The organism is Ancylobacter mangrovi, assembly GCF_024752355.1.
Lineage (GTDB): Bacteria > Pseudomonadota > Alphaproteobacteria > Rhizobiales > Xanthobacteraceae > Ancylobacter > Ancylobacter mangrovi.
This window is the reverse complement of the sequence record NZ_JANTHZ010000001.1, coordinates 115,971-133,981: the sequence shown is the minus strand read 5'-3', so window position 1 is coordinate 133,981 and position 18,011 is coordinate 115,971. Positions and strand designations below refer to the sequence as shown.

At 68.9% G+C, this 18,011-nt stretch carries 13 protein-coding genes; 9 read left to right on the top strand and 4 right to left on the bottom strand.

All coding sequences use genetic code 11. The features are described 5' to 3' along the window. The first annotated feature begins 77 nt into the window (after nt 1-77). Nucleotides 78-2,516 carry a penicillin-binding protein 1A gene (locus tag NVS89_RS00605; RefSeq protein ID WP_258730522.1) on the top strand — a complete coding sequence of 813 codons (2,439 nt, stop codon included), beginning with the start codon at nt 78-80 and terminating at the stop codon, nt 2,514-2,516. A gap of 17 nt (nt 2,517-2,533) precedes the next feature. On the opposite strand, the gene NVS89_RS00600 is transcribed toward NVS89_RS00605, so the two are convergent. Beyond that, nucleotides 2,534-3,145 carry a glutathione S-transferase gene (locus NVS89_RS00600; protein ID WP_258730521.1) on the bottom strand — a complete coding sequence of 204 codons (612 nt, stop codon included), beginning with the start codon at nt 3,143-3,145 and terminating at the stop codon, nt 2,534-2,536. Nucleotides 3,146-3,386: 241 nt separating this feature from the next. On the opposite strand from NVS89_RS00600, the gene prfB reads away from it, so the two are divergent. Further along, the gene (gene prfB / locus NVS89_RS00595; RefSeq protein ID WP_258730520.1) at nt 3,387-4,517 is read left to right on the top strand and encodes a peptide chain release factor 2; all 1,131 of its coding nucleotides are present in this window, start codon (nt 3,387-3,389) and stop codon (nt 4,515-4,517) included. A gap of 42 nt (nt 4,518-4,559) precedes the next feature. On the opposite strand, the gene NVS89_RS00590 is transcribed toward prfB, so the two are convergent. Next, nucleotides 4,560-5,027, bottom strand: a complete 468-nt coding sequence (locus NVS89_RS00590) for a peroxiredoxin (protein WP_258730519.1) — start codon at nt 5,025-5,027, stop codon at nt 4,560-4,562. Nucleotides 5,028-5,169: 142 nt separating this feature from the next. Between NVS89_RS00590 and NVS89_RS00585 the strand changes: the two genes are divergently transcribed. After that, nucleotides 5,170-8,751: a DUF3971 domain-containing protein gene (locus NVS89_RS00585; protein ID WP_258730518.1), complete on the top strand. Its 3,582-nt coding sequence runs from the start codon at nt 5,170-5,172 to the stop codon at nt 8,749-8,751. A gap of 62 nt (nt 8,752-8,813) precedes the next feature. Here NVS89_RS00585 and tyrS read toward each other — a convergent pair whose 3' ends face one another. Further along, the gene (tyrS, locus tag NVS89_RS00580) at nt 8,814-10,073 is read right to left on the bottom strand and encodes a tyrosine--tRNA ligase (RefSeq protein ID WP_258730517.1); all 1,260 of its coding nucleotides are present in this window, start codon (nt 10,071-10,073) and stop codon (nt 8,814-8,816) included. An 86-nt stretch (nt 10,074-10,159) separates the two neighbouring features. Between tyrS and NVS89_RS00575 the strand changes: the two genes are divergently transcribed. Next, nucleotides 10,160-11,299, top strand: a complete 1,140-nt coding sequence (locus NVS89_RS00575; RefSeq protein ID WP_258730516.1) for an anhydro-N-acetylmuramic acid kinase — start codon at nt 10,160-10,162, stop codon at nt 11,297-11,299. Nucleotides 11,300-11,519: 220 nt separating this feature from the next. Continuing rightward, on the top strand, nt 11,520-11,900 hold the full coding sequence (locus NVS89_RS00570; protein ID WP_258730515.1) for a hypothetical protein: 381 nt from the start codon (nt 11,520-11,522) through the stop codon (nt 11,898-11,900). 111 nt (nt 11,901-12,011) lie between these two features. On the opposite strand, the gene NVS89_RS00565 is transcribed toward NVS89_RS00570, so the two are convergent. Further along, on the bottom strand, nt 12,012-12,677 hold the full coding sequence (locus NVS89_RS00565) for an alpha/beta hydrolase (protein ID WP_258730514.1): 666 nt from the start codon (nt 12,675-12,677) through the stop codon (nt 12,012-12,014). 334 nt (nt 12,678-13,011) lie between these two features. On the opposite strand from NVS89_RS00565, the gene NVS89_RS00560 reads away from it, so the two are divergent. The 4 genes from NVS89_RS00560 to sufD all read left to right on the top strand — a co-directional run bounded on the left by NVS89_RS00560 (nt 13,012) and on the right by sufD (nt 18,000). Beyond that, nucleotides 13,012-14,181, top strand: a complete 1,170-nt coding sequence (locus NVS89_RS00560) for a cysteine desulfurase family protein (RefSeq protein ID WP_258730513.1) — start codon at nt 13,012-13,014, stop codon at nt 14,179-14,181. A 139-nt stretch (nt 14,182-14,320) separates the two neighbouring features. Then, nucleotides 14,321-15,796: a Fe-S cluster assembly protein SufB gene (gene sufB, locus NVS89_RS00555; protein ID WP_258730512.1), complete on the top strand. Its 1,476-nt coding sequence runs from the start codon at nt 14,321-14,323 to the stop codon at nt 15,794-15,796. Between the two features lie 121 nt (nt 15,797-15,917). After that, nucleotides 15,918-16,676, top strand: coding sequence for a Fe-S cluster assembly ATPase SufC (gene sufC, locus NVS89_RS00550; RefSeq protein WP_258731486.1), 759 nt, complete (start codon nt 15,918-15,920; stop codon nt 16,674-16,676). Between the two features lie 10 nt (nt 16,677-16,686). Beyond that, nucleotides 16,687-18,000 (top strand): Fe-S cluster assembly protein SufD, encoded by a 1,314-nt coding sequence (gene sufD, locus NVS89_RS00545; protein WP_258730511.1) that lies wholly within the window; start codon nt 16,687-16,689, stop codon nt 17,998-18,000. Nucleotides 18,001-18,011: the final 11 nt, after the last annotated feature.

Below are 18,011 nucleotides of genomic sequence, written 5' to 3'. Positions count from 1 at the left end.
GCCCCTAGGGCGACATCGGATACGGACCTCTTTTCGCCTGGACGGAGAAGGGGTCGCAGCTGAGAGGGCGAGGCCGCATGCGGCTGCTACTGCGGTTCCTGGGTTTTCTGTTCGCCCTGGGCACCATTCTTTTCATCATCGGCGGCGGGGTCGCCGGCTTTTTCGTCTGGAAGTTCTCGCAGGACCTGCCGGACTACAGCCAGTTGCAGAACTACGAGCCCCCGGTGATGACCCGCATCCACGCCGCGGATGGCTCGCTGCTGGCCGAGTACGCCAAGGAACGCCGGCTCTATCTGCCGATCCAGAACATTCCCGACCTCGTGAAGGAGGCCTTCATCTCCGCCGAGGACAAGAATTTCTACAGCCATGGCGGCATCGACATCACCGGCATCATCCGCGCCGCCTTCGCCTATCTGCAGAATTACGGCTCCGGCCGCCGCCCGCAGGGCGCCTCCACCATCACCCAGCAGGTGGCGAAGAACTTCCTCCTGACCAACGAGGTCTCGCTCGACCGCAAGATCAAGGAGGCGCTGCTCGCCCTGCGCATGGAGCAGGCCTATTCGAAGGACAAGATCCTCGAGCTGTACCTGAACGAGATCTATCTCGGCATCGGCTCCTACGGCGTCGCCGCCGCCTCGCTGCTCTATTTCGACAAGTCGGTCTCCGAGCTGACCGTCGCCGAGGCGGCCTATCTCGCCGCCCTGCCCAAGGGCCCGAACAACTACCACCCGTTCCGCCATCACGAAGCCGCCGTCGAACGCCGCAACTGGGTGATCGATCGCATGGCCGAGAACGGCTACATCACGCAGGAGCAGGCCGACAAGGCCAAGGCGACCGACCTCGCCGTGACCGTGCGCCCGACCGGCGCGCACATCTTCTCCGCCGAATATTTCGCCGAGGAGGTGCGCCGCGAGATCTTCGAGCGCTATGGCGAGGACAAGCTCTATGGCGGCGGCCTTTCCGTCCGCACCACGCTCAATCCCAAGCTCCAGCTCATGGCCAAGAAGGCGCTGATCGACGGCCTCACCGGCTATGACGAGAAGCGCGGCTGGCACGGCGTCGTCTCGCGCATCGAGACTTCGGGCGACTGGGGCGCGCGGCTCGCCGATGTGAGCTCGTTCACCGACATTCCCTGGCGTCTCGCCGTGGTGCTGGAGGCGGACGGTGATTCGGCCCGCATCGGCCTGCAGCCGCAGCGCGACCGCTCCGGCAGCCTGTCCAAGCAGCGCCAGGTCGGGCTGATCACGCAGGACGGCGCCAAATGGGCGATCCGCGGCAAGAAGGCCGGCGTCGATTCGGTGCTGAAGCCGGGCGACGTGATCTATGTCGAGGCCATCGAGGGCAAGCCGGACCAGTGGCGGCTGCGCCAGGAGCCGAAGATCGAGGGCGCGCTCGTCGCCATGGACCCGCAGACCGGGCGCGTGCTCGCCATGGCTGGCGGCTTCTCCTTCGACGAGAGCCAGTTCAACCGCGCCACCCAGGCGATGCGCCAGCCGGGCTCCTCCTTCAAGCCGTTCGTCTACGCCGCGGCGATCGACAATGGATACACGCCCTCCAGCATCGTGCTCGACGCGCCGTTCGAGCTGACCCAGCCGGGCCAGGACACGTGGCGGCCGAACAACTATTCCGGCAAGTTCTACGGGCCGCAGACGCTGCGCTTCGGCCTCGAGAACTCGCGCAACGTGATGACGGTGCGGCTCGCCAACGATCTCGGCATGCCCACCATCGTGGAATATGCGCGGCGCTTCGGCATCTACGACAATCTGCTGCCGGTGCTCTCCATGTCGCTCGGCGCGGGCGAGACCACGGTGATGCGGATGGCGGCCGGCTATTCGGAATTCGCCAATGGGGGCAAGAAGATCAAGCCGACCCTGATCGACCGTATCCAGGACCGCTACGGCAAGACCATCTACCGGCACGACGAACGCGAGTGCCGGGGCTGCGACGCCAAGAAGTGGGAGCACCAGCCCGAGCCGACGCTGATCGACCGGCGCGAGCAGGTGCTCGATCCGATGACCGCCTACCAGATCACCTCGATGCTGGAAGGCGTGGTCCAGCGCGGCACCGGCTCGGCGCTCAAGGCGCTGGGCAAGCCGGTGGCGGGCAAGACCGGCACCACCAACGAGGAGAAGGACGCCTGGTTCGTCGGCTTCACCCCGGACATGGTGGTCGCGGTCTATCTCGGCTTCGACACGCCCAAGCCGATGGGCCATGGCTCGACCGGCGGCGTTCTCGCCGCGCCGGTGGTGCGCGACTTCATGCAGGCGGCGCTGGCCGACCGCCCGGCGGTGCCGTTCCGCGTGCCGCCCGGGATCAAGCTGGTGCGCGTCAACCCGAAGACCGGCCTGCGCGCCGGGCCGGGCGATCCCTCGATCCTCGAGGCGTTCAAGCCCGGCACCGCCCCGCCCGACAGCTACTCCGTGATCGGCGCGACCGATGCCTCCGGCAAGCCGATCGGCGTGTCGCCCGAGGCGGACCGGGCGCTCGGCAACAGCGGAACCGGCGGGCTCTACTGAGCCCGGCCGGCATCGGCTCAGCCGTCATAGGGCATGGCGAGGAAGGCGGGCAGCGCCTCCGCCCGGGCGGTGAAGCGCGCCAGTGCCGGAAAGGCGTCGGCGGGCACCACCTCGGGGATCATGTTGCGCGTGAAGATGAAGGCGACTGCGGTGGTGATGTCGGCCTGCATCGGCCGCTCGCCCGTCAGCCAGTCCTCGCCGATCTCAGCCTCCAGCGCCCGGTAGGCGGCGAAGAGCTGGCCCTGCACGCGGTCCAGCCAGGGCTGGTGGCGCTTTTCTTCCGGGCGCAACTGGTGCTCGTAGACGATCTGCACCGTCTTCTCGCAGGCCGCCAGCGCAAGGCCGATTAGCCGCTGGCTGCGCGCATGGGCGGCGATGCCGGCCGGCTCGAGGCTCATTCCGGGGGCGGCGAGGCGCTCGGCATGGGCGATAATGAGCGTCGAATCCATCAGCACCACGCCGTCATCCGTCACCAGCGTCGGCGCCTTCACCACCGGGTTGATCGCCGCGAAGGCGTCGAAGTGGCGGAACACCGACACGCTCTCATGGGTGAAGGGCAGGTCGAGCGCGGTCAGCGAGATCGCGACGCGGCGGACATAGGGCGAATCGAGCATGCCGATAAGGCGCATTCGGGCTTTCCTCCTTGGTGCCGGTGGGCAGGGGCGCCCGCGATCTTAGGGGCTGGCGCGCCGGGCGCCAGCGGGCCGCCGCCGGCCGAAGCTTCGGGCGGCTCACGGAGCCGGGTGCCGCGCCGCCCGCCGTTCGGCTCGCAACGCCGCCTGTTCAGCCATGCGCGCCGCCGCCCGTTTACAGCCTTGCCCAACGCCTCTATTTTCCGCCGCCTTTCCGCGTCCTTTTGAGAGTGTTCCCATGCGCGCCGAGCTCGCCGCGAGCGTCGACGAAATCCGCGAAGCCGCCGGCCTCTTGCGGCAGCACATCGATTTCGACCGTTCCAAAGCCCGCCTGGCGGAGCTCAACGCGCTCGCCGAGGACCCCAATCTCTGGAGCGATCCCGACCGCGCCCAGAAGCTGATGCAGGAGCGCGGCACGCTGGAGGACGGGCTCGGCGCGATCGAGCGCATCAACCGCGAGCTCGCCGACAATGTCGAGCTGATCGAGCTCGGCGAGATGGAGGGCGACGAGGGCATCGTCGACGAGGCCGCCGCCGCGCTGGAGCGGCTGAAGTCCGAGGTCGCCCGCCGCCAGCTCGAGGCGCTGCTCTCGGGCGAGGCGGACGCCAATGACAGCTATCTCGAGGTTCATGCCGGCGCCGGCGGCACCGACAGCCAGGACTGGGCCGAGATGCTGCTGCGCATGTACACGCGCTGGGCGGAGCGGCGCGGCTACAAGGTGGAACTGATCGAGGATTCGCCCGGCGAGGCGGCGGGTCTCAAGTCCGCGACCGTGCTGATCAAGGGCCACAACGCTTATGGCTGGCTGAAGACCGAGGCCGGCGTGCACCGGCTGGTGCGCATCTCGCCCTTCGATTCGAACGCGCGGCGCCAGACCTCCTTCGCCTCGATCGACGTCTACCCGGTGATCGACGACCGCATCGTGGTCGACATCAAGGAAGCGGACGTGCGCGTCGACACGATGCGCTCGGGCGGCGCGGGCGGCCAGCACGTCAACAAGACCGAATCGGCGGTGCGCCTCACCCATATCCCGACCAGCATCGCCGTGGTGGCGCAGGGCGACCGCTCCCAGCACAAGAACCGCGCCACCGCCTGGGACATGCTGCGCGCCAAGCTCTACGAGCTGGAGCTGAAGAAGCGCGAGGCACAGGCCGCCGCCGAGCAGGCCGCCAAGACCGACATCGGCTGGGGCCACCAGATCCGCTCCTACGTGCTGCAGCCCTACCAGCTGGTGAAGGACCTGCGCACCGGCGTCTCCTCCGGCACGCCGCAGGAAGTGCTGGACGGCGACCTCGACCCGTTCATGGAAGCGGCGCTGGCCCAGCGCGCCTATGGCGGCGGCCCGGCCGACGTCGAGGACGTCGACTAAAGGCGGCCGCCCGCCGGCCGGGCTTCCGGCCGGCTCGATCCGTCACAGCGCCTTCGCCGCCTCCAGCACCTCCTCGGCGTGGCCGGCGACCTTCACCTTGGGCCAAATGCGGGCGATGCGTCCCTCGCGGTCGATCAGCACCGTGGTGCGCTCGACGCCCATGAACTTGCGCCCGTACATGCTCTTCTCGGTCCACACGCCATAGGCCTCCAGCACCGCGTGCGCCTCGTCGCCGGCGAGCGCCAGCGAGAGCGCCTGCTTGGAGCGGAAGCGCCCGATGGCGCGGTCCGAATCGGGCGAGATCCCGATGACGCGCGTATCCGCCGCCGCGAATTGCGGGCCGAGCCGGTCGAAGTCGTGCGCCTCGATCGTGCACCCCTGGGTACCGGCCTTCGGATAGAAGTAGAGCACCAGCTTGTGCCCCCGGCAGGCCGCGAGCGTCAGGCTCTCGCCGGTGTCGGTGGAAATCGTGAAGTCGGGGGCGGGGCTGCCGACGTCTATACGCGTCATCTGCCTTCCTTTCGGCGGGTTTTGGGGTGATCGGCTGAAGAGGAGACGGTCGCTCCGCTGGCGGGAACTTTGAGGCAAAAGGTATCGCGGGGCTGGGGCGGCCCGGGCATTATGGCGCACGTCGCGGAGATTCGAAGCATTCATGAAGCAGCCGACCAGGCCGAAGGCGGGTGCCGGCGCGAAGCGCGTCATTAGGCGCCCGCGTCCACGGCGCGTCGCGAAGGCGGGCGTTGCGCGCTCCCGGCGCGGGCGCCGCTGGCTTCGAGTCTGCGGCTGGTCGTTCGGCACGCTGGTCGGCCTGAGCTTCGCCGCCGCGTTCGGCCTCTACCTCATGTTCAACACCGGCATCCTGACCGTCGACATGGCGCGCCCCTATGTCGAAAGCGCGCTCGAATCGCGCCTCGGCGGCGGGCGCAAGGTGGCGATCGGCGAGATCGTCGCGGCGCGCGCGCCCGATGGCGGCATGCAGCTCAGGGCGAGCAACATTACCGTTCGCGACGCGGCGGGCGATATCATCGCGGTGGCGCCGCAGGCCGAGGTCACGATGCAGGACGGCCTGCTGCCCTGGATCGCCCGGCCCCGGCGCATCGACCTCGTGGGCGTGAAGCTCATGGTGCGGGTAAACGCGCAGGGCGGCATCGTCATTTCGACCGAGGGCAGCAAGCCGCTGGAGACGCCGGCACAGGACACGGATCCGGACGTCGCCGCGCCGGAAGCCACCGTGGGCGACACATCGACGCCGCAGGCCGCGCCGCCCACCGATCCAGCCGCGCCGGCCTCCACGGGCACCGCTGCCGTTCCCGCCTCAGGCGCGGCGCCGACGCCGGTGGGACCACTGCGCCTTGCCAGCCTCGCCGCCTTCGCCGACGGCATCGACCGCGGTGGTCTCGACGGCGCCGACCTCTCGGAAATCGGCCTCAAGGACGGCACGCTGGTCGTGCGCAGCGACATCAGCGGCCGGCAATGGACCTTCGACGACATCGACCTCTCGCTCTCGCGCCCGCCGGAAGGGGGCATGAGCTTCGACCTGACCGCCGGCGGCACGGACGGCCCGTGGTCGGCCAGTGCCACCATCGGCGGGCTCAGGAACGGCGCGCGCCCGCTCACGGTGAAGGTGCGCGACCTCGCCCCGCGCGATCTGATGATCGCCGCGGGCAAGGCCGATGCCGACCTCGTGGCGACCTCGCCCATCTCGGTCGATATCTCCGCCCGCATCGACCGGAAGGGCGTGCTGATCGGCAGCGAGGGGCGTCTGGTGGCGGGGGCGGGCGAGTTCCAGCTCGGCCCGGACAAGGCCGGGCGGACCCTCGTCGACGAGGCCTCGCTGACCTTCCGCTACGACCCCGCGCGCCGCGTGCTGGCGCTGGCGCCGCTGTCGATCCATGCCGGCCCGTTCGCCCTCCAGCTCACAGGCGAGGTGCAGGGGCCGGCGGACAGCAGCGGCAAGTGGCAGCTGCGCACGACCGCCGCGCGCGCGGTGTTCGGCGGCGGTGGCCAATATTCCGAGAACGAGCCGCCGCTGGTGCTCGACGACATCGCGCTCGCCCTCTCGATGGACCCGGCGCAGTCGCGCATCGTCATCGACCAGGGCGACCTGAAGGGGCCGCAGGGCGGGGTGAAGCTGACGGGCGCGCTGGACCTCGGCGGCGTCGAGCCCTCGCTCGCGCTCTCGGTCAGCGCGACGCCGATGTCGGCCACGTCGCTCAAGCGGCTGTGGCCGATCGTGGCCGCGCCGCCGGTTCGCAAATGGGTCTATGACCACGTCGTCTCCGGCGACGTGACCAGCGCCGAGATCTCCTTCACGGCGCCGCTCGGCTCGATCGGCAACAAGGAGCGCCCGCTGCCGGCCGACGCCGTTTCCATCATTGTCACCGGCAGCAACGGCGTGTTCCGCCCGATCCCCGACCTGCCGCCCTTCGAGGGCGCCGACATCAGCGTCCACGCCACCGGCCGCAGCGCCCATGTCGAGGCCACGAAGGCGAGTATCAACACGCCGGACGGGCGCAAGCTGGAGTTCCCGCAGGGCGTGCTCGACGTGCCCGACGTGGTGGTCGACAACCCGCCGGCCAAGATCCAGGTGAGCGTGAGCGGCTCGGCGGCGGCGGCGGTCGAGCTCGGCAGCACACCGCCCCTGCGCGGCGCGGCGGCCGAGCAGATGGACCCGGCCGATGTCGGCGGCACCATCAAGGGCACGGCGCAGATCAATGTCCGCCTGTCCGACCACATGACGCCGGCCGATGTCGATTACGCCTTCGACGCCAATCTGTCCGACTTCAGCGCCGATAACATCCTGCTCGGCCAGAAGCTCGACGACGCCACCGTGCGCGCCTTCGTGACCCCCGCCGCCACCGTGCTGCGCGGCGAGGGCAAGGTCGGCGGCGCGCTGGCGAGCTTCGACTACACCAAGCCCGCCAAGGGCGACGCGACCTTCGCCGTCGCCGCCACGCTCGACGATGCGGCACGGAGCAATCTCAACCTCGACCTCGCCAGCCTGTCGGGGACGGTGGGGGTGAAGCTCTCCGGCAAGATCGGGCCGAAGAGCAAGACCGCCGACGTCGACATCGACCTCACCGGCGCCCGCCTCGCCGAGCTGGTGCCCGGCTGGTCGAAGCCCGCCGGCCGCCCGGCGCGGCTTACCGCCAAGGCGGTGGTGACGAACTCCGAGACCGAGCTCGACGACCTCGTCATCACCGGGCAGGGCGTCAACATACGCGGCTCGGTCGACCTCGATGCCAAGGCCTCGCTGGTGAGCGCCAACCTGCCGACCTTCCAGCTCTCGGACGGCGACAAGGCGAGCGTGAAGGCGGAGAACGTCGACGGGGTGATGAAGCTGACCGTGCGCGGCGAGGTGATCGAGGCGCGCGCCTTCCTCAAGAACCTGCTCGAGGCGCCGGTCGCCGGGCGTCAGAACGACAAGCCGGCCGACATCGACCTCGACGTCAATCTCGGCGTGGTGGCGGGCAACAATGGCGAGACCATGCGCCAGGCGGTGCTGCGCATGTCGCGGCGCAACGGGACGCTCACCGCCTTCGACCTCGCCGCGCTGGTCGGGCGCGACGGCGGGGTGAAGGGCGAACTGACCAAGCAGGGCGGCCAGCGCGTGCTGCGCGTGGCGACCAGCGACGCCGGCGCGCTGCTGCGCTTCGTCGATCTCTACACCCGCATCTATGGCGGCGACCTGTGGATCGACGTCGACCCGCCGAGCGGCGACGGCAGGCCGCAGAGCGGCGTGGTCAACATGCGCGACTTCGTGATCCGCGGCGAGCCGGGGCTCGACCGGCTGATCGCCGCCGCCCCGACCCAGACCAAGGACGGCCGGCCGGCGCCGGGCGCGGCGATCGCCTTCCGCAAGCTGCAGGCCGACTTCCAGCGCTCGGCCGAGCAGCTCACCATCCGCGAGGGCGCGATCTGGGGCCCGACCATGGGCTCGACCTTCGACGGCACGCTCGACTTCGCCGCCGACCGGGTCGCGGTGCGCGGCACCTATGTGCCGGCCTTCGGGCTCAACAACCTGTTCAGCCGGGTGCCGGTGCTGGGCTTCTTCCTCGGCGGCGGGCCGAATGAGGGGCTGGTGGGCGTGACCTACGAGGTCGTCGGCCCGCTCAGCGGCCCGACCTTGCGGGTGAACCCGATCTCGGCGGTGGCGCCGGGCTTCCTGCGCAAGATCTTCGAGTTCCGGCAGGCGCCGGACCCGACCCCGCCGGCGCTGGTGCCGACGCGCTAGCGGGCGGCCGGGCGTGCGGGCGGCCGGGTGTTTTCCGCCATGACGCGCGGCGCGCGCCCGGCTCACACCGGCTTCAGCAGCACGTGCTTCTTCTTGCCGAAGGAGAGCTTGATCACGCCCTCCGGCGTCAGGTCGGCCGGGGTGAGGACGCGCTTGTCGTCGGTCACGACGACGTCGTTGACCCGCAGCCCCCCGCTCTTGATCTGCCGCCGCGCCTCGCCATTGGAGGCGACGAGGCCCGCCACCTCGGAGAAGGCGGAGAGCACGCCGATCCCGTCCGCGCCGAGCGTGCCGCCCGCCAGCTCGACGGTCGGCAGGTCGGCGGCGAGCGCGCCTTCCTCGAAGGTCTTGCGCGCCGTCTCCGCTGCCGCCTCGGCCGCCGCGCGGCCGTGCAGCATGGCGGTGACCTCGGTGGCGAGGATCTTCTTCACCTCGTTGATCTCCGCCCCGCCGAGCGCGGAGAGGCGGGCGATCTCGGACATCGGCAGCGTGGTGTAGAGCTTGAGGAAGCGCGTGACGTCCGCGTCCTCAGTGTTGCGCCAGTACTGCCAGAACTCGTAGGCGCCGAGCATGTCGGCGTTCAGCCACACCGCACCGTTGGCGGACTTGCCCATCTTGGCGCCGGAGGCGGTGGTGAGCAGCGGCGAGGTGAGCGCATAGAGCTGCGGCGTGCCCATGCGGTGGCCGAGATCGATGCCGTTGACGATGTTGCCCCACTGGTCCGAGCCGCCCATCTGCAGCCGGCAGTCGTAGCGCTTGGCCAGCTCGACGAAGTCGTAGGCCTGCAGGATCATGTAGTTGAACTCGAGAAACGACAGCGACTGCTCGCGCTCGAGCCGCATCTTCACGCTGTCGAAGGACAGCATGCGGTTGACCGAGAAATGCCGGCCGACGTCGCGCAGGAATTCGAGGTAGTTGAGGCCCCGCAGCCATTCGGCGTTGTTGATCATCAGCGCGCTGGTGGCGCCGGCGTCGTAGTCGAGATAGTTCGAGAACACCCGCTTGATCGAGGCGATGTTGGCCTCGATCGTGTCCAGCGTCATGAGCTGGCGCGCCTCGTCCTTGAAGGAGGGGTCGCCCACCATGCCGGTGCCGCCGCCCATCAGCGAGACCGCGCGGTGCCCGGTCGCCTGCAGCCAATGCAGCATCATGATCTGGATCAGCGAGCCGGCATGGAGGCTCGGCGCGGTCGGATCGAAGCCGATATAGGCGGTGACGGTTTCCGTAGCGAAAAGCTTGTCGAGACCTTCATCATCGGAGATCTGATGGATGAAGCCGCGCTCGTCGAGCGTGCGGAGGAAATCGGATCGGAAGCTCATCATCTCGGCCTGCCGGCATCAACGCCATATTAGGAACGGGCCGGTGATGTAACAGCTTCACGCGGGGAAAGCATCCCGGAGACTTGTGCATGGACCGGCCTGTCAAGGCGATCGGGCTGATGAGCGGAACCTCGCTCGACGGCGTCGACGTGGCGCTCGTCGAGACCGACGGCGAAGATGTTGACGCGTTAGGTCCCGGACAAACCTTCCCCTATGAGGCGGCCGACCGCGCGCTGTTCGAACAGGCGCTGGAGGCGGCGACCAGCCTCACCGACCGGACGGCGCGTCCGGGGGTGATCGAGGAGGCGGAGCAACGCCTGACCGAGCGCCACGAGCAGGCGCTGGCCGCATTCTTCACCGAGTTTCCCGAGCATCGCGACGTCTCCGTCATCGGCTTCCACGGCCAAACGGTGCTGCACCGGCCGGAGCGGCGCCTCACCGTGCAGATCGGCGACGGGCCGGCGCTGCTGGACGCGGTGCGGGCCATGGTGCCGTCGCCCGGCCCGGTGCTCGCCTATGACCTGCGCGCCGCCGACGTCGCGGCGGGCGGGCAGGGGGCGCCGCTGGTGCCGGTCTATCATCGCGCGCTGGCGCGCCGGCTCGCCTCACCCGGGCCCATGCTGGTGCTCAATCTCGGGGGCGTCGCCAACATCACCTTCATCGACGGCGAGCGCGACCCGGTGGCCGGCGACACCGGCCCGGCAAACGCGCTGATCGACGACTTCATGAAGGCCCGCACCGGCACGCCCTGCGATCGCGACGGTGCAGCGGCCGCGTGCGGCACGGTCGACGAGGGCGCGATCGCGCGGCTGCTCGACCACCCCTTCTTCGCCAAGGCGCCGCCCAAATCGCTCGACCGCAACGACTTCCGTGCCTGGGTGGCGCAGCGCGGCGGCCTCGACGCCATGAGCCTGGAGGACGGCGCGGCGACGCTCACCGCGCTCACCGCCGCCTCGGTGGCGGCCTGCCTGCCGCTTCTGCCGGCGCGCCCGCGCCTCGTCATCGTGGCCGGCGGCGGGGCGCGCAACCCGACCTTGCTCGCCATGCTGCGCGCGCGGCTGGGCATCGAGCTGGTCACGGCCGACGCGGTCGGGTGGTCCGGCGACTTCCTGGAGGCGCAGGCCTTCGGCTTCCTCGCCGTGCGCGCGGTGCGCGGCCTGCCGCTGACTTTTCCCACCACGACCGGCGCGCCGCGCCCCCTTTCCGGCGGCCGGATTCTCTGCGCCTGAGGCGTCGTGGACGCGGCGAAAGCCGAATTGAAGACTATCTTCAGAAAAACTGAATTTATGGATCGATTGTCGCAGTATTCCTGAAATGCAATGGTGCGATGCAAAACTCGATGATGCGGCGCACAAAATCCAGTATATCTTGAGGGCTCCCGGGAAGTCCGGCTCGCCAGGCAGGCAGCTTCCGCAAAACAAGCCTGGACAGAACTTTGGAGCAAAGAAGATGCGCAGCCTTTTCCGCGACATCCTGCCCCTGGCCGTTGCCGGGGGCCTCATCGCCGTCGCCGTCATCGCCCCGCTGCGCGCCGAGGAGGCACACAAGGTGGCAGAAGCCGGCCTTCAGCCCGGCGCGGCGCAGAAGATCGAACTCGGCTACGTCACCGGCATCGCCTACTACGTCGCCCAGAACGACGGCTACCATGTCGTCGCCACGCTGAGCGCGGCCAATGGCGCGCCGGTACGCGTCGCCGCCACGCTTCAGCCCGAGCAGGTGGTGAGCTTCTCCGTCCCCGGCGCCAGCGACGGCGTGACCCGCACCGTCGAGATCGCCCGCCGCGGCGACGCCGTGCTGGTCACCAATCCGGCCCGCCTCGTCCTGAACTGACGCGGAGCGGCCGGAAAGAAAAAGGCCCGGCACGAGACGCGCCGGGCCTTTTTCATGTCGTCCTTCGCCGGCCCCGCCGCGACGGGAGCCTAGCGCCCCCAAGTGGGGCGCTCAGGCGGCGCTGGTCTTCTTGGCGGTGCCGGGCAGGCGCTTGTCGAGATAGGTGCCCACCACTTCCATCAGTTCGTCGGTCTTGCCGTCGAAGAAGTGGTTGGCCTCCGGCACGGTCTGCTGCTCGATGATGATGCCCTTCTGGGTCTTCAGCTTCTCGACCAGGCCGGTGACGGCGGAGAACGGGACCACCGCGTCCTTGTCGCCATGGACGAACAGGCCCGAGGACGGGCAGGGCGCCAGGAACGAGAAGTCGTAGAGATTTGCCGGCGCGGCGATGGAGATGAAGCCCTCCACCTCGGGCCGGCGCATCAGAAGCTGCATGCCGATCCAGGCGCCGAAGGAGAAGCCGGCGATCCAGCAGGCGCGCGCGTCGGGGTTGATCGACTGCGCCCAGTCCAGCGCGGCGGCGGCATCCGCCAGTTCGCCCTGGCCGTGGTCGAACGAGCCCTGCGAGCGGCCGACGCCGCGGAAGTTGAACCGCAGCGTCGAGAATCCGCGATTCACGAACTGGTAATAGAGGTTGTAGACGACCGGATTGTTCATCGTGCCCCCGAACTGCGGGTGCGGGTGCAGGATGATGGCGATCGGCGCATGGCGCGTCTTGGCCGGCTGATAGCGGCCTTCGAGACGCCCCTTCTCGCCGGTAAAGATGACCTCGGGCATGAAGTTCGAAACCTTGGGGTGCGGTGCGGGCGGATCCGATGATTTCCGGGCCCGGCGCGGGCCGTGGAGCCTACGCCGTCCGGACCTGATCTTGCCGCGAGCGCCTTGACGGCAAGGGGTATGAATCCTAATTTATTAGAATAATTCTAACTTTCAACGTCCGGTTGCAGCGGTTGCGCGCTCAATCGCCTACTGGCCAGCCCGACGTAGATGCGGATGCGAAGCTATGCCGGACGGCGACTCAATTTGCAAGCTCGCCGAGTGCAGGGCAGGCGCATCGCGCAGGCAATACCTATATAGGACGTGAGCCCGGCAATTCGAGCCCACGAGCATCATGCACGAACGAACCTATCTTGATCATAACGCCACCGCCCCGATCCGCCCCGAGGCGCGCGCGGCCCTGATCGAAGCGCTGGACGCGACCGGTAACGGCTCGGCGGTCCATGGCGAGGGACGCGGGGCGCGCGCGACCATCGAAACCGCGCGGGCCCGCGTGGCGGCCATGGTCGGCGCGGACCCGCGCGGGGTGATCTTCACCGCCGGCGGCACCGAGGCCGACACGCTCGCCCTGACGCCCGATTTCAGCCGCGGCGAGGCGCCGCTCGGCTGTGACGTGCTGCTCACCAGTGCCGTCGAGCACGCCGCCGTGCTGCGCGGCCATCGGTTCCCCACCGAGCGGGTCGAGCTGCTGCCCGTCGACGCGCGCGGGCGCGTGATCCTGGAGGAACTCGACGCGGCGCTCGAGCGCACGACGCAGGCCGGCCGGCGCGCGCTGGTCTCGGTCATGCTGGCGAACAACGAGACCGGCGTGATCCAGCCGCTCGCCGAGGTGGCGCGCCGCGCCCATGCCCACGGCGCGCTGGTGCATGCCGACGCGGTGCAGGCGGCCGGCCGCATCCCGGTGTCGATCGGGGCGCTCGGCGTCGACCTGCTGTCGCTCTCGGCACACAAGATCGGCGGCGCGCCCGGGGCCGGGGCGCTGGTCGCCGCCGACCCGGACCTGCGCCCCGCGCCGGTGTTCGCCGGCGGCGGGCAGGAGAGGGGTCGCCGGGCCGGCAGCGAGAACATTCCCGCCATCGCCGCCTTCGGCGCGGCGGCGGAGCGCGCGGGCGCGTCGGTCATAGACGAAATGGCGCGCATCGACGCCTTGCGCGAACGGCTTGAAAGCGCTCTAAGAAGCGAGTTCCCCGAGCTGGTCCTGCTCGTCGGCGACGTCGAGCGCCTGCCCAACACGTCGTGCCTCGCCTTTCCGGGCGTGCCCGCGGAAACCTTGGTGATCGCGCTCGACCTGGCAGGGGTCGCGGCCAGTGCCGGTGCCGCCTGCTCGTCGGGCAAGGTCACCGCATCGCACGTGCTGGGAGCGATGGGCGTGCCGGAGCGGATCGCCCGTTCCGCCATCCGCCTGTCCTTCGGCTGGTCGAGCGGGGAAGAGGATGTCGACCGGGCACTCGGCGCGTTCCGCCGTGTGTGGCCCGGTCTTTTGCGTCGCGCCCGCGCGGCGTGACGAAGCGAAGGGCGCCCGTGCCCGGCACGGCGCCGAACGTGCCTTTCCCCTTGCGGTTTCGCGCGCACGAAGCAGCTTAAAGGGGTCCAGTTGACCTGACCCGCGGGCCTTGACCCCGCGCGGGAGAGGAGATGAGACGATGCCGGCGGTACAGGAGACAGTGGAGCAGGTCCGCTCCATCGACGTCGATCAGTACAAGTACGGGTTCTTCACCGATATCGAGTCGGAGAAGGCCGCAAAGGGTCTCACCGAGGAGACCGTCCGCTTCATTTCGGCCAAGAAGGACGAGCCGGAATGGATGCTGGAATGGCGGCTCGAAGCCTTCCGGCGCTGGCAGACCATGCGCGAGCCGGACTGGGCGCGGGTGAACTATCCGCCGATCGACTACCAGGAGCTCTACTACTACGCCGCTCCGAAGAAGAAGGACGGGCCGAAGTCGATCGACGACATCGACCCGGAGATCCTGGCGACCTATGAGAAGCTCGGCATCCCGCTGCGCGAGCGCGACGCGCTGCTCGGCATCGAGAGCGGCGCCTCGCGGGTGGCGGTCGACGCGGTGTTCGATTCGGTCTCGGTCGCGACGACCTTCAAGGAAGAGCTCGCCAAGGCCGGCGTGATCTTCATGCCGATCTCCGAGGCGATCCGCGAATATCCCGAGCTGGTGAAGAAGTATCTCGGCTCGGTGGTCCCGGTCACCGACAACTTCTTCGCCACGCTGAACTCGGCGGTGTTCTCCGACGGCTCCTTCGTCTACGTGCCGAAGGGCGTGCGCTGCCCGATGGAACTGTCGACCTATTTCCGAATCAACGAGCGCAACACCGGCCAGTTCGAGCGCACGCTCATCATCGCCGACGAGGGCGCCTATGTGAGCTATCTCGAAGGCTGCACCGCGCCGATGCGCGACGAGAACCAGCTCCACGCCGCCGTGGTCGAGCTGGTCGCGCTGGCCGATGCCGAGATCAAGTACTCGACGGTCCAGAACTGGTACCCGGGCGACAGCCAGGGCAAGGGTGGCATCTACAACTTCGTCACCAAGCGCGGCGATTGCCGCGGCGACCGCTCCAAGATCTCCTGGACCCAGGTCGAGACCGGCTCGGCGATCACCTGGAAATACCCGAGCTGCATCCTGCGCGGCGACGAGAGCCGCGGCGAGTTCTACTCGATCGCCATCTCGAACGGCTACCAGCAGGTCGACAGCGGCACCAAGATGATCCATCTCGGCAAGAACACGACCAGCCGGATCATCTCCAAGGGCATCGCCGCCGGCCACTCGGACAACACCTATCGCGGGCTCGTCTCGGCGCATCGCAAGGCGACCGGCGCGCGCAACTTCACCAACTGCGACTCGCTGCTCATCGGCGACAAGTGCGGGGCGCACACCGTGCCCTATATCGAGTCGAAGAACTCCAGCGCGCAGTTCGAGCACGAGGCCACCACCTCGAAGATCTCCGAGGACCAGTTGTTCTACTGCCAGCAGCGCGGCCTCGATCCCGAGGAGGCGACCGCGCTGATCGTGAACGGCTTCGTCAAGGACGTGCTCCAGCAGCTCCCGATGGAGTTCGCGGTCGAGGCGCAGAAGCTGATCTCGGTCAGCCTGGAAGGCTCGGTGGGCTGACGCCCCTTTCGATCTTCGTCGTTCCGGAGGCGGCTCGGCCGCGCTCCGGAACCTCAATCGGACATCAGCGCCACCCGACCGCGGGGACGATGCGCTCCAGAACGGAATTGATGAAATGGCCATGCTCGAAATCGACAACCTCCACGCCAAGATCGAAGGCGAGGAGGGCCGGGAAATCCTCAAGGGGCTGACGCTCAGCGTGAACCCCGGCGAGGTGCACGCCATCATGGGCCCGAACGGCTCGGGCAAGTCGACCCTCTCCTACATCCTTGCCGGCAAGGAGGATTACGAGGTCACCGACGGCTCCGTAACCTTCGAGGGCGAGGATCTTCTGGAGATGGAGATCGACGAGCGCGCCGCGAAGGGCCTGTTCCTCGCCTTCCAGTACCCGATCGAGGTGCCCGGCGTCGCTACCATGACCTTCCTGCGCTCGGCGCTGAACGCGCAGCGCAAGAAGCGCGGCGAGGAGGAAATCTCCACCCCCGACTTCCTGCGCCTCATCCGCGAGCGCGCGGGCGGGCTCGGCATCAGCCAGGACATGCTGAAGCGCGGCGTCAATGTCGGCTTCTCCGGCGGCGAGAAGAAGCGCGCCGAGATCCTGCAGATGGCGGTGCTCCAGCCCAAGCTGTGCATCCTCGACGAGACCGATTCCGGCCTCGACATCGACGCGCTCAAGGTCGTCTCCGAGGGCGTGAACGCGCTGCGCTCGCCGGACCGCGCGATGATCGTCATCACCCACTACCAGCGCCTGCTCAACCACATCGTCCCCGACGTCGTCCATGTGATGAACAAGGGCCGCATCGTGCGCTCGGGCGGCAAGGAGCTGGCGCTCGAGCTCGAGGCCAATGGCTATGCCGAGTACCAGCAGGACGCGGCGTGAGGAGAGGATGATGAACGCTGACATCCGTCCGATCCGGACGCCGGCCGAGCAGGCGCTCATCGCCGAGCTCGACCAGCTCCCCTCGGTGAACGACCGGCTGGGCGATCTGCGCCTCGCCGCCGCCCGCTCCTTCGAGGAGAACGGCCTGCCGCACCGGCGCGTCGAGGAGTGGAAATACACCGACCTGCGCACGCTGATGCGCGACGCGGTTCCGGTCGCCGGCACCGCCGCCGTCGCGGAGGCCGACGCCCGCGCGAAGCTGCTGCGCGAGGTGGAAGCCCGCCGCATCGTCGTCGCCAACGGCGCGGTGGTGCCCGAGCTGTCCGACTTCTCGGCTCTGGAAGAAGGGCTGACGCTGCGCAGCCTCGCCGACGTGATCGCCTCGGGCGACGACGTGGCGGCGCGCATCGGCGGCATCGTCCCCGGCCGCTACGACGCCGCGCTGGCGCTCAACACCGCGCTGGCGAAGGATGGCGTCGTGCTCGAGGTCGCGCCCGGCGCGCATATCGAGCGCCCGATCCACGTTGTCCACGTCTTCGCCGGCAGCGCGCCGGCGGCGAGCTTTGCCCGCTCGCTGGTCGTGGTCGGCGAGGGGGCGACGCTCACCTATGTCGAGAGCTTCGAGGGGCCGGCAGGCATCGCCTACCAGGTCAACAGCGCCACCGAATTCTATGTCGGCGACGAGACCCATCTCGACGTGGTGCGCCTTCAGGAAGAGAGCGCGAGCGCGATCCATCTCTCGACCCTGCTGTTCGAGGTCGGGCGGCGGACGCAGCTCCACACCTTCACCTTCGCCATGGGCGCCGCCGTCGCGCGCACCTCGCTCTACGCGACGCTGTCGGGCGAGGACAGCCACATCGCCTTCAACGGCGCCACGCTGCTGAAGGACCGCCAGCATTCCGACTCGACCCTGTTCGTGGACCACAAGGTGCCGGGCTGCGAGAGCCGGGAACTGTTCAAGACCGTGCTCGACGATCAGAGCCGCGGCGTGTTCCAGGGCAAGATCGTGGTCCGCCAGGCGGCGCAGAAGACCGACGGGCGGATGATGAGCCGCGCTCTGGTGCTCGGCGACGACGCCGAGATGGACAACAAGCCGGAGCTGGAGATCTTCGCCGACGACGTGCAGTGCGGCCATGGCGCCACCTGCGGCGCCATCGACGACGAGCTGCTGTTCTACCTGCGTGCCCGCGGCATCCCGCTCAAGGAGGCGCAGAGCCTGCTCGTCCAGGCCTTCGTCGGCGAGGCGATCGAGACCGTCGAGCATGACGGCCTGCGCGAGGCGCTGATCGCCTGTGCGGAAGGCTGGCTGAAGGCGCGGGCCTGAGGCCCGCCACG

Coding starts and splice junctions, on each gene's coding strand:
- NVS89_RS00605 (WP_258730522.1), top strand. CDS start 78: ATGCGGCTGCTACTGCGGTTCCTGGGTTTTCTGTTCGCCCTGGGCACC.
- NVS89_RS00600 (WP_258730521.1), bottom strand. CDS start 3,145: ATGCGCCTTATCGGCATGCTCGATTCGCCCTATGTCCGCCGCGTCGCG.
- prfB (WP_258730520.1), top strand. CDS start 3,387: ATGCGCGCCGAGCTCGCCGCGAGCGTCGACGAAATCCGCGAAGCCGCC.
- NVS89_RS00590 (WP_258730519.1), bottom strand. CDS start 5,027: ATGACGCGTATAGACGTCGGCAGCCCCGCCCCCGACTTCACGATTTCC.
- NVS89_RS00585 (WP_258730518.1), top strand. CDS start 5,170: ATGAAGCAGCCGACCAGGCCGAAGGCGGGTGCCGGCGCGAAGCGCGTC.
- tyrS (WP_258730517.1), bottom strand. CDS start 10,073: ATGATGAGCTTCCGATCCGATTTCCTCCGCACGCTCGACGAGCGCGGC.
- NVS89_RS00575 (WP_258730516.1), top strand. CDS start 10,160: ATGGACCGGCCTGTCAAGGCGATCGGGCTGATGAGCGGAACCTCGCTC.
- NVS89_RS00570 (WP_258730515.1), top strand. CDS start 11,520: ATGCGCAGCCTTTTCCGCGACATCCTGCCCCTGGCCGTTGCCGGGGGC.
- NVS89_RS00565 (WP_258730514.1), bottom strand. CDS start 12,677: ATGCCCGAGGTCATCTTTACCGGCGAGAAGGGGCGTCTCGAAGGCCGC.
- NVS89_RS00560 (WP_258730513.1), top strand. CDS start 13,012: ATGCACGAACGAACCTATCTTGATCATAACGCCACCGCCCCGATCCGC.
- sufB (WP_258730512.1), top strand. CDS start 14,321: ATGCCGGCGGTACAGGAGACAGTGGAGCAGGTCCGCTCCATCGACGTC.
- sufC (WP_258731486.1), top strand. CDS start 15,918: ATGCTCGAAATCGACAACCTCCACGCCAAGATCGAAGGCGAGGAGGGC.
- sufD (WP_258730511.1), top strand. CDS start 16,687: ATGAACGCTGACATCCGTCCGATCCGGACGCCGGCCGAGCAGGCGCTC.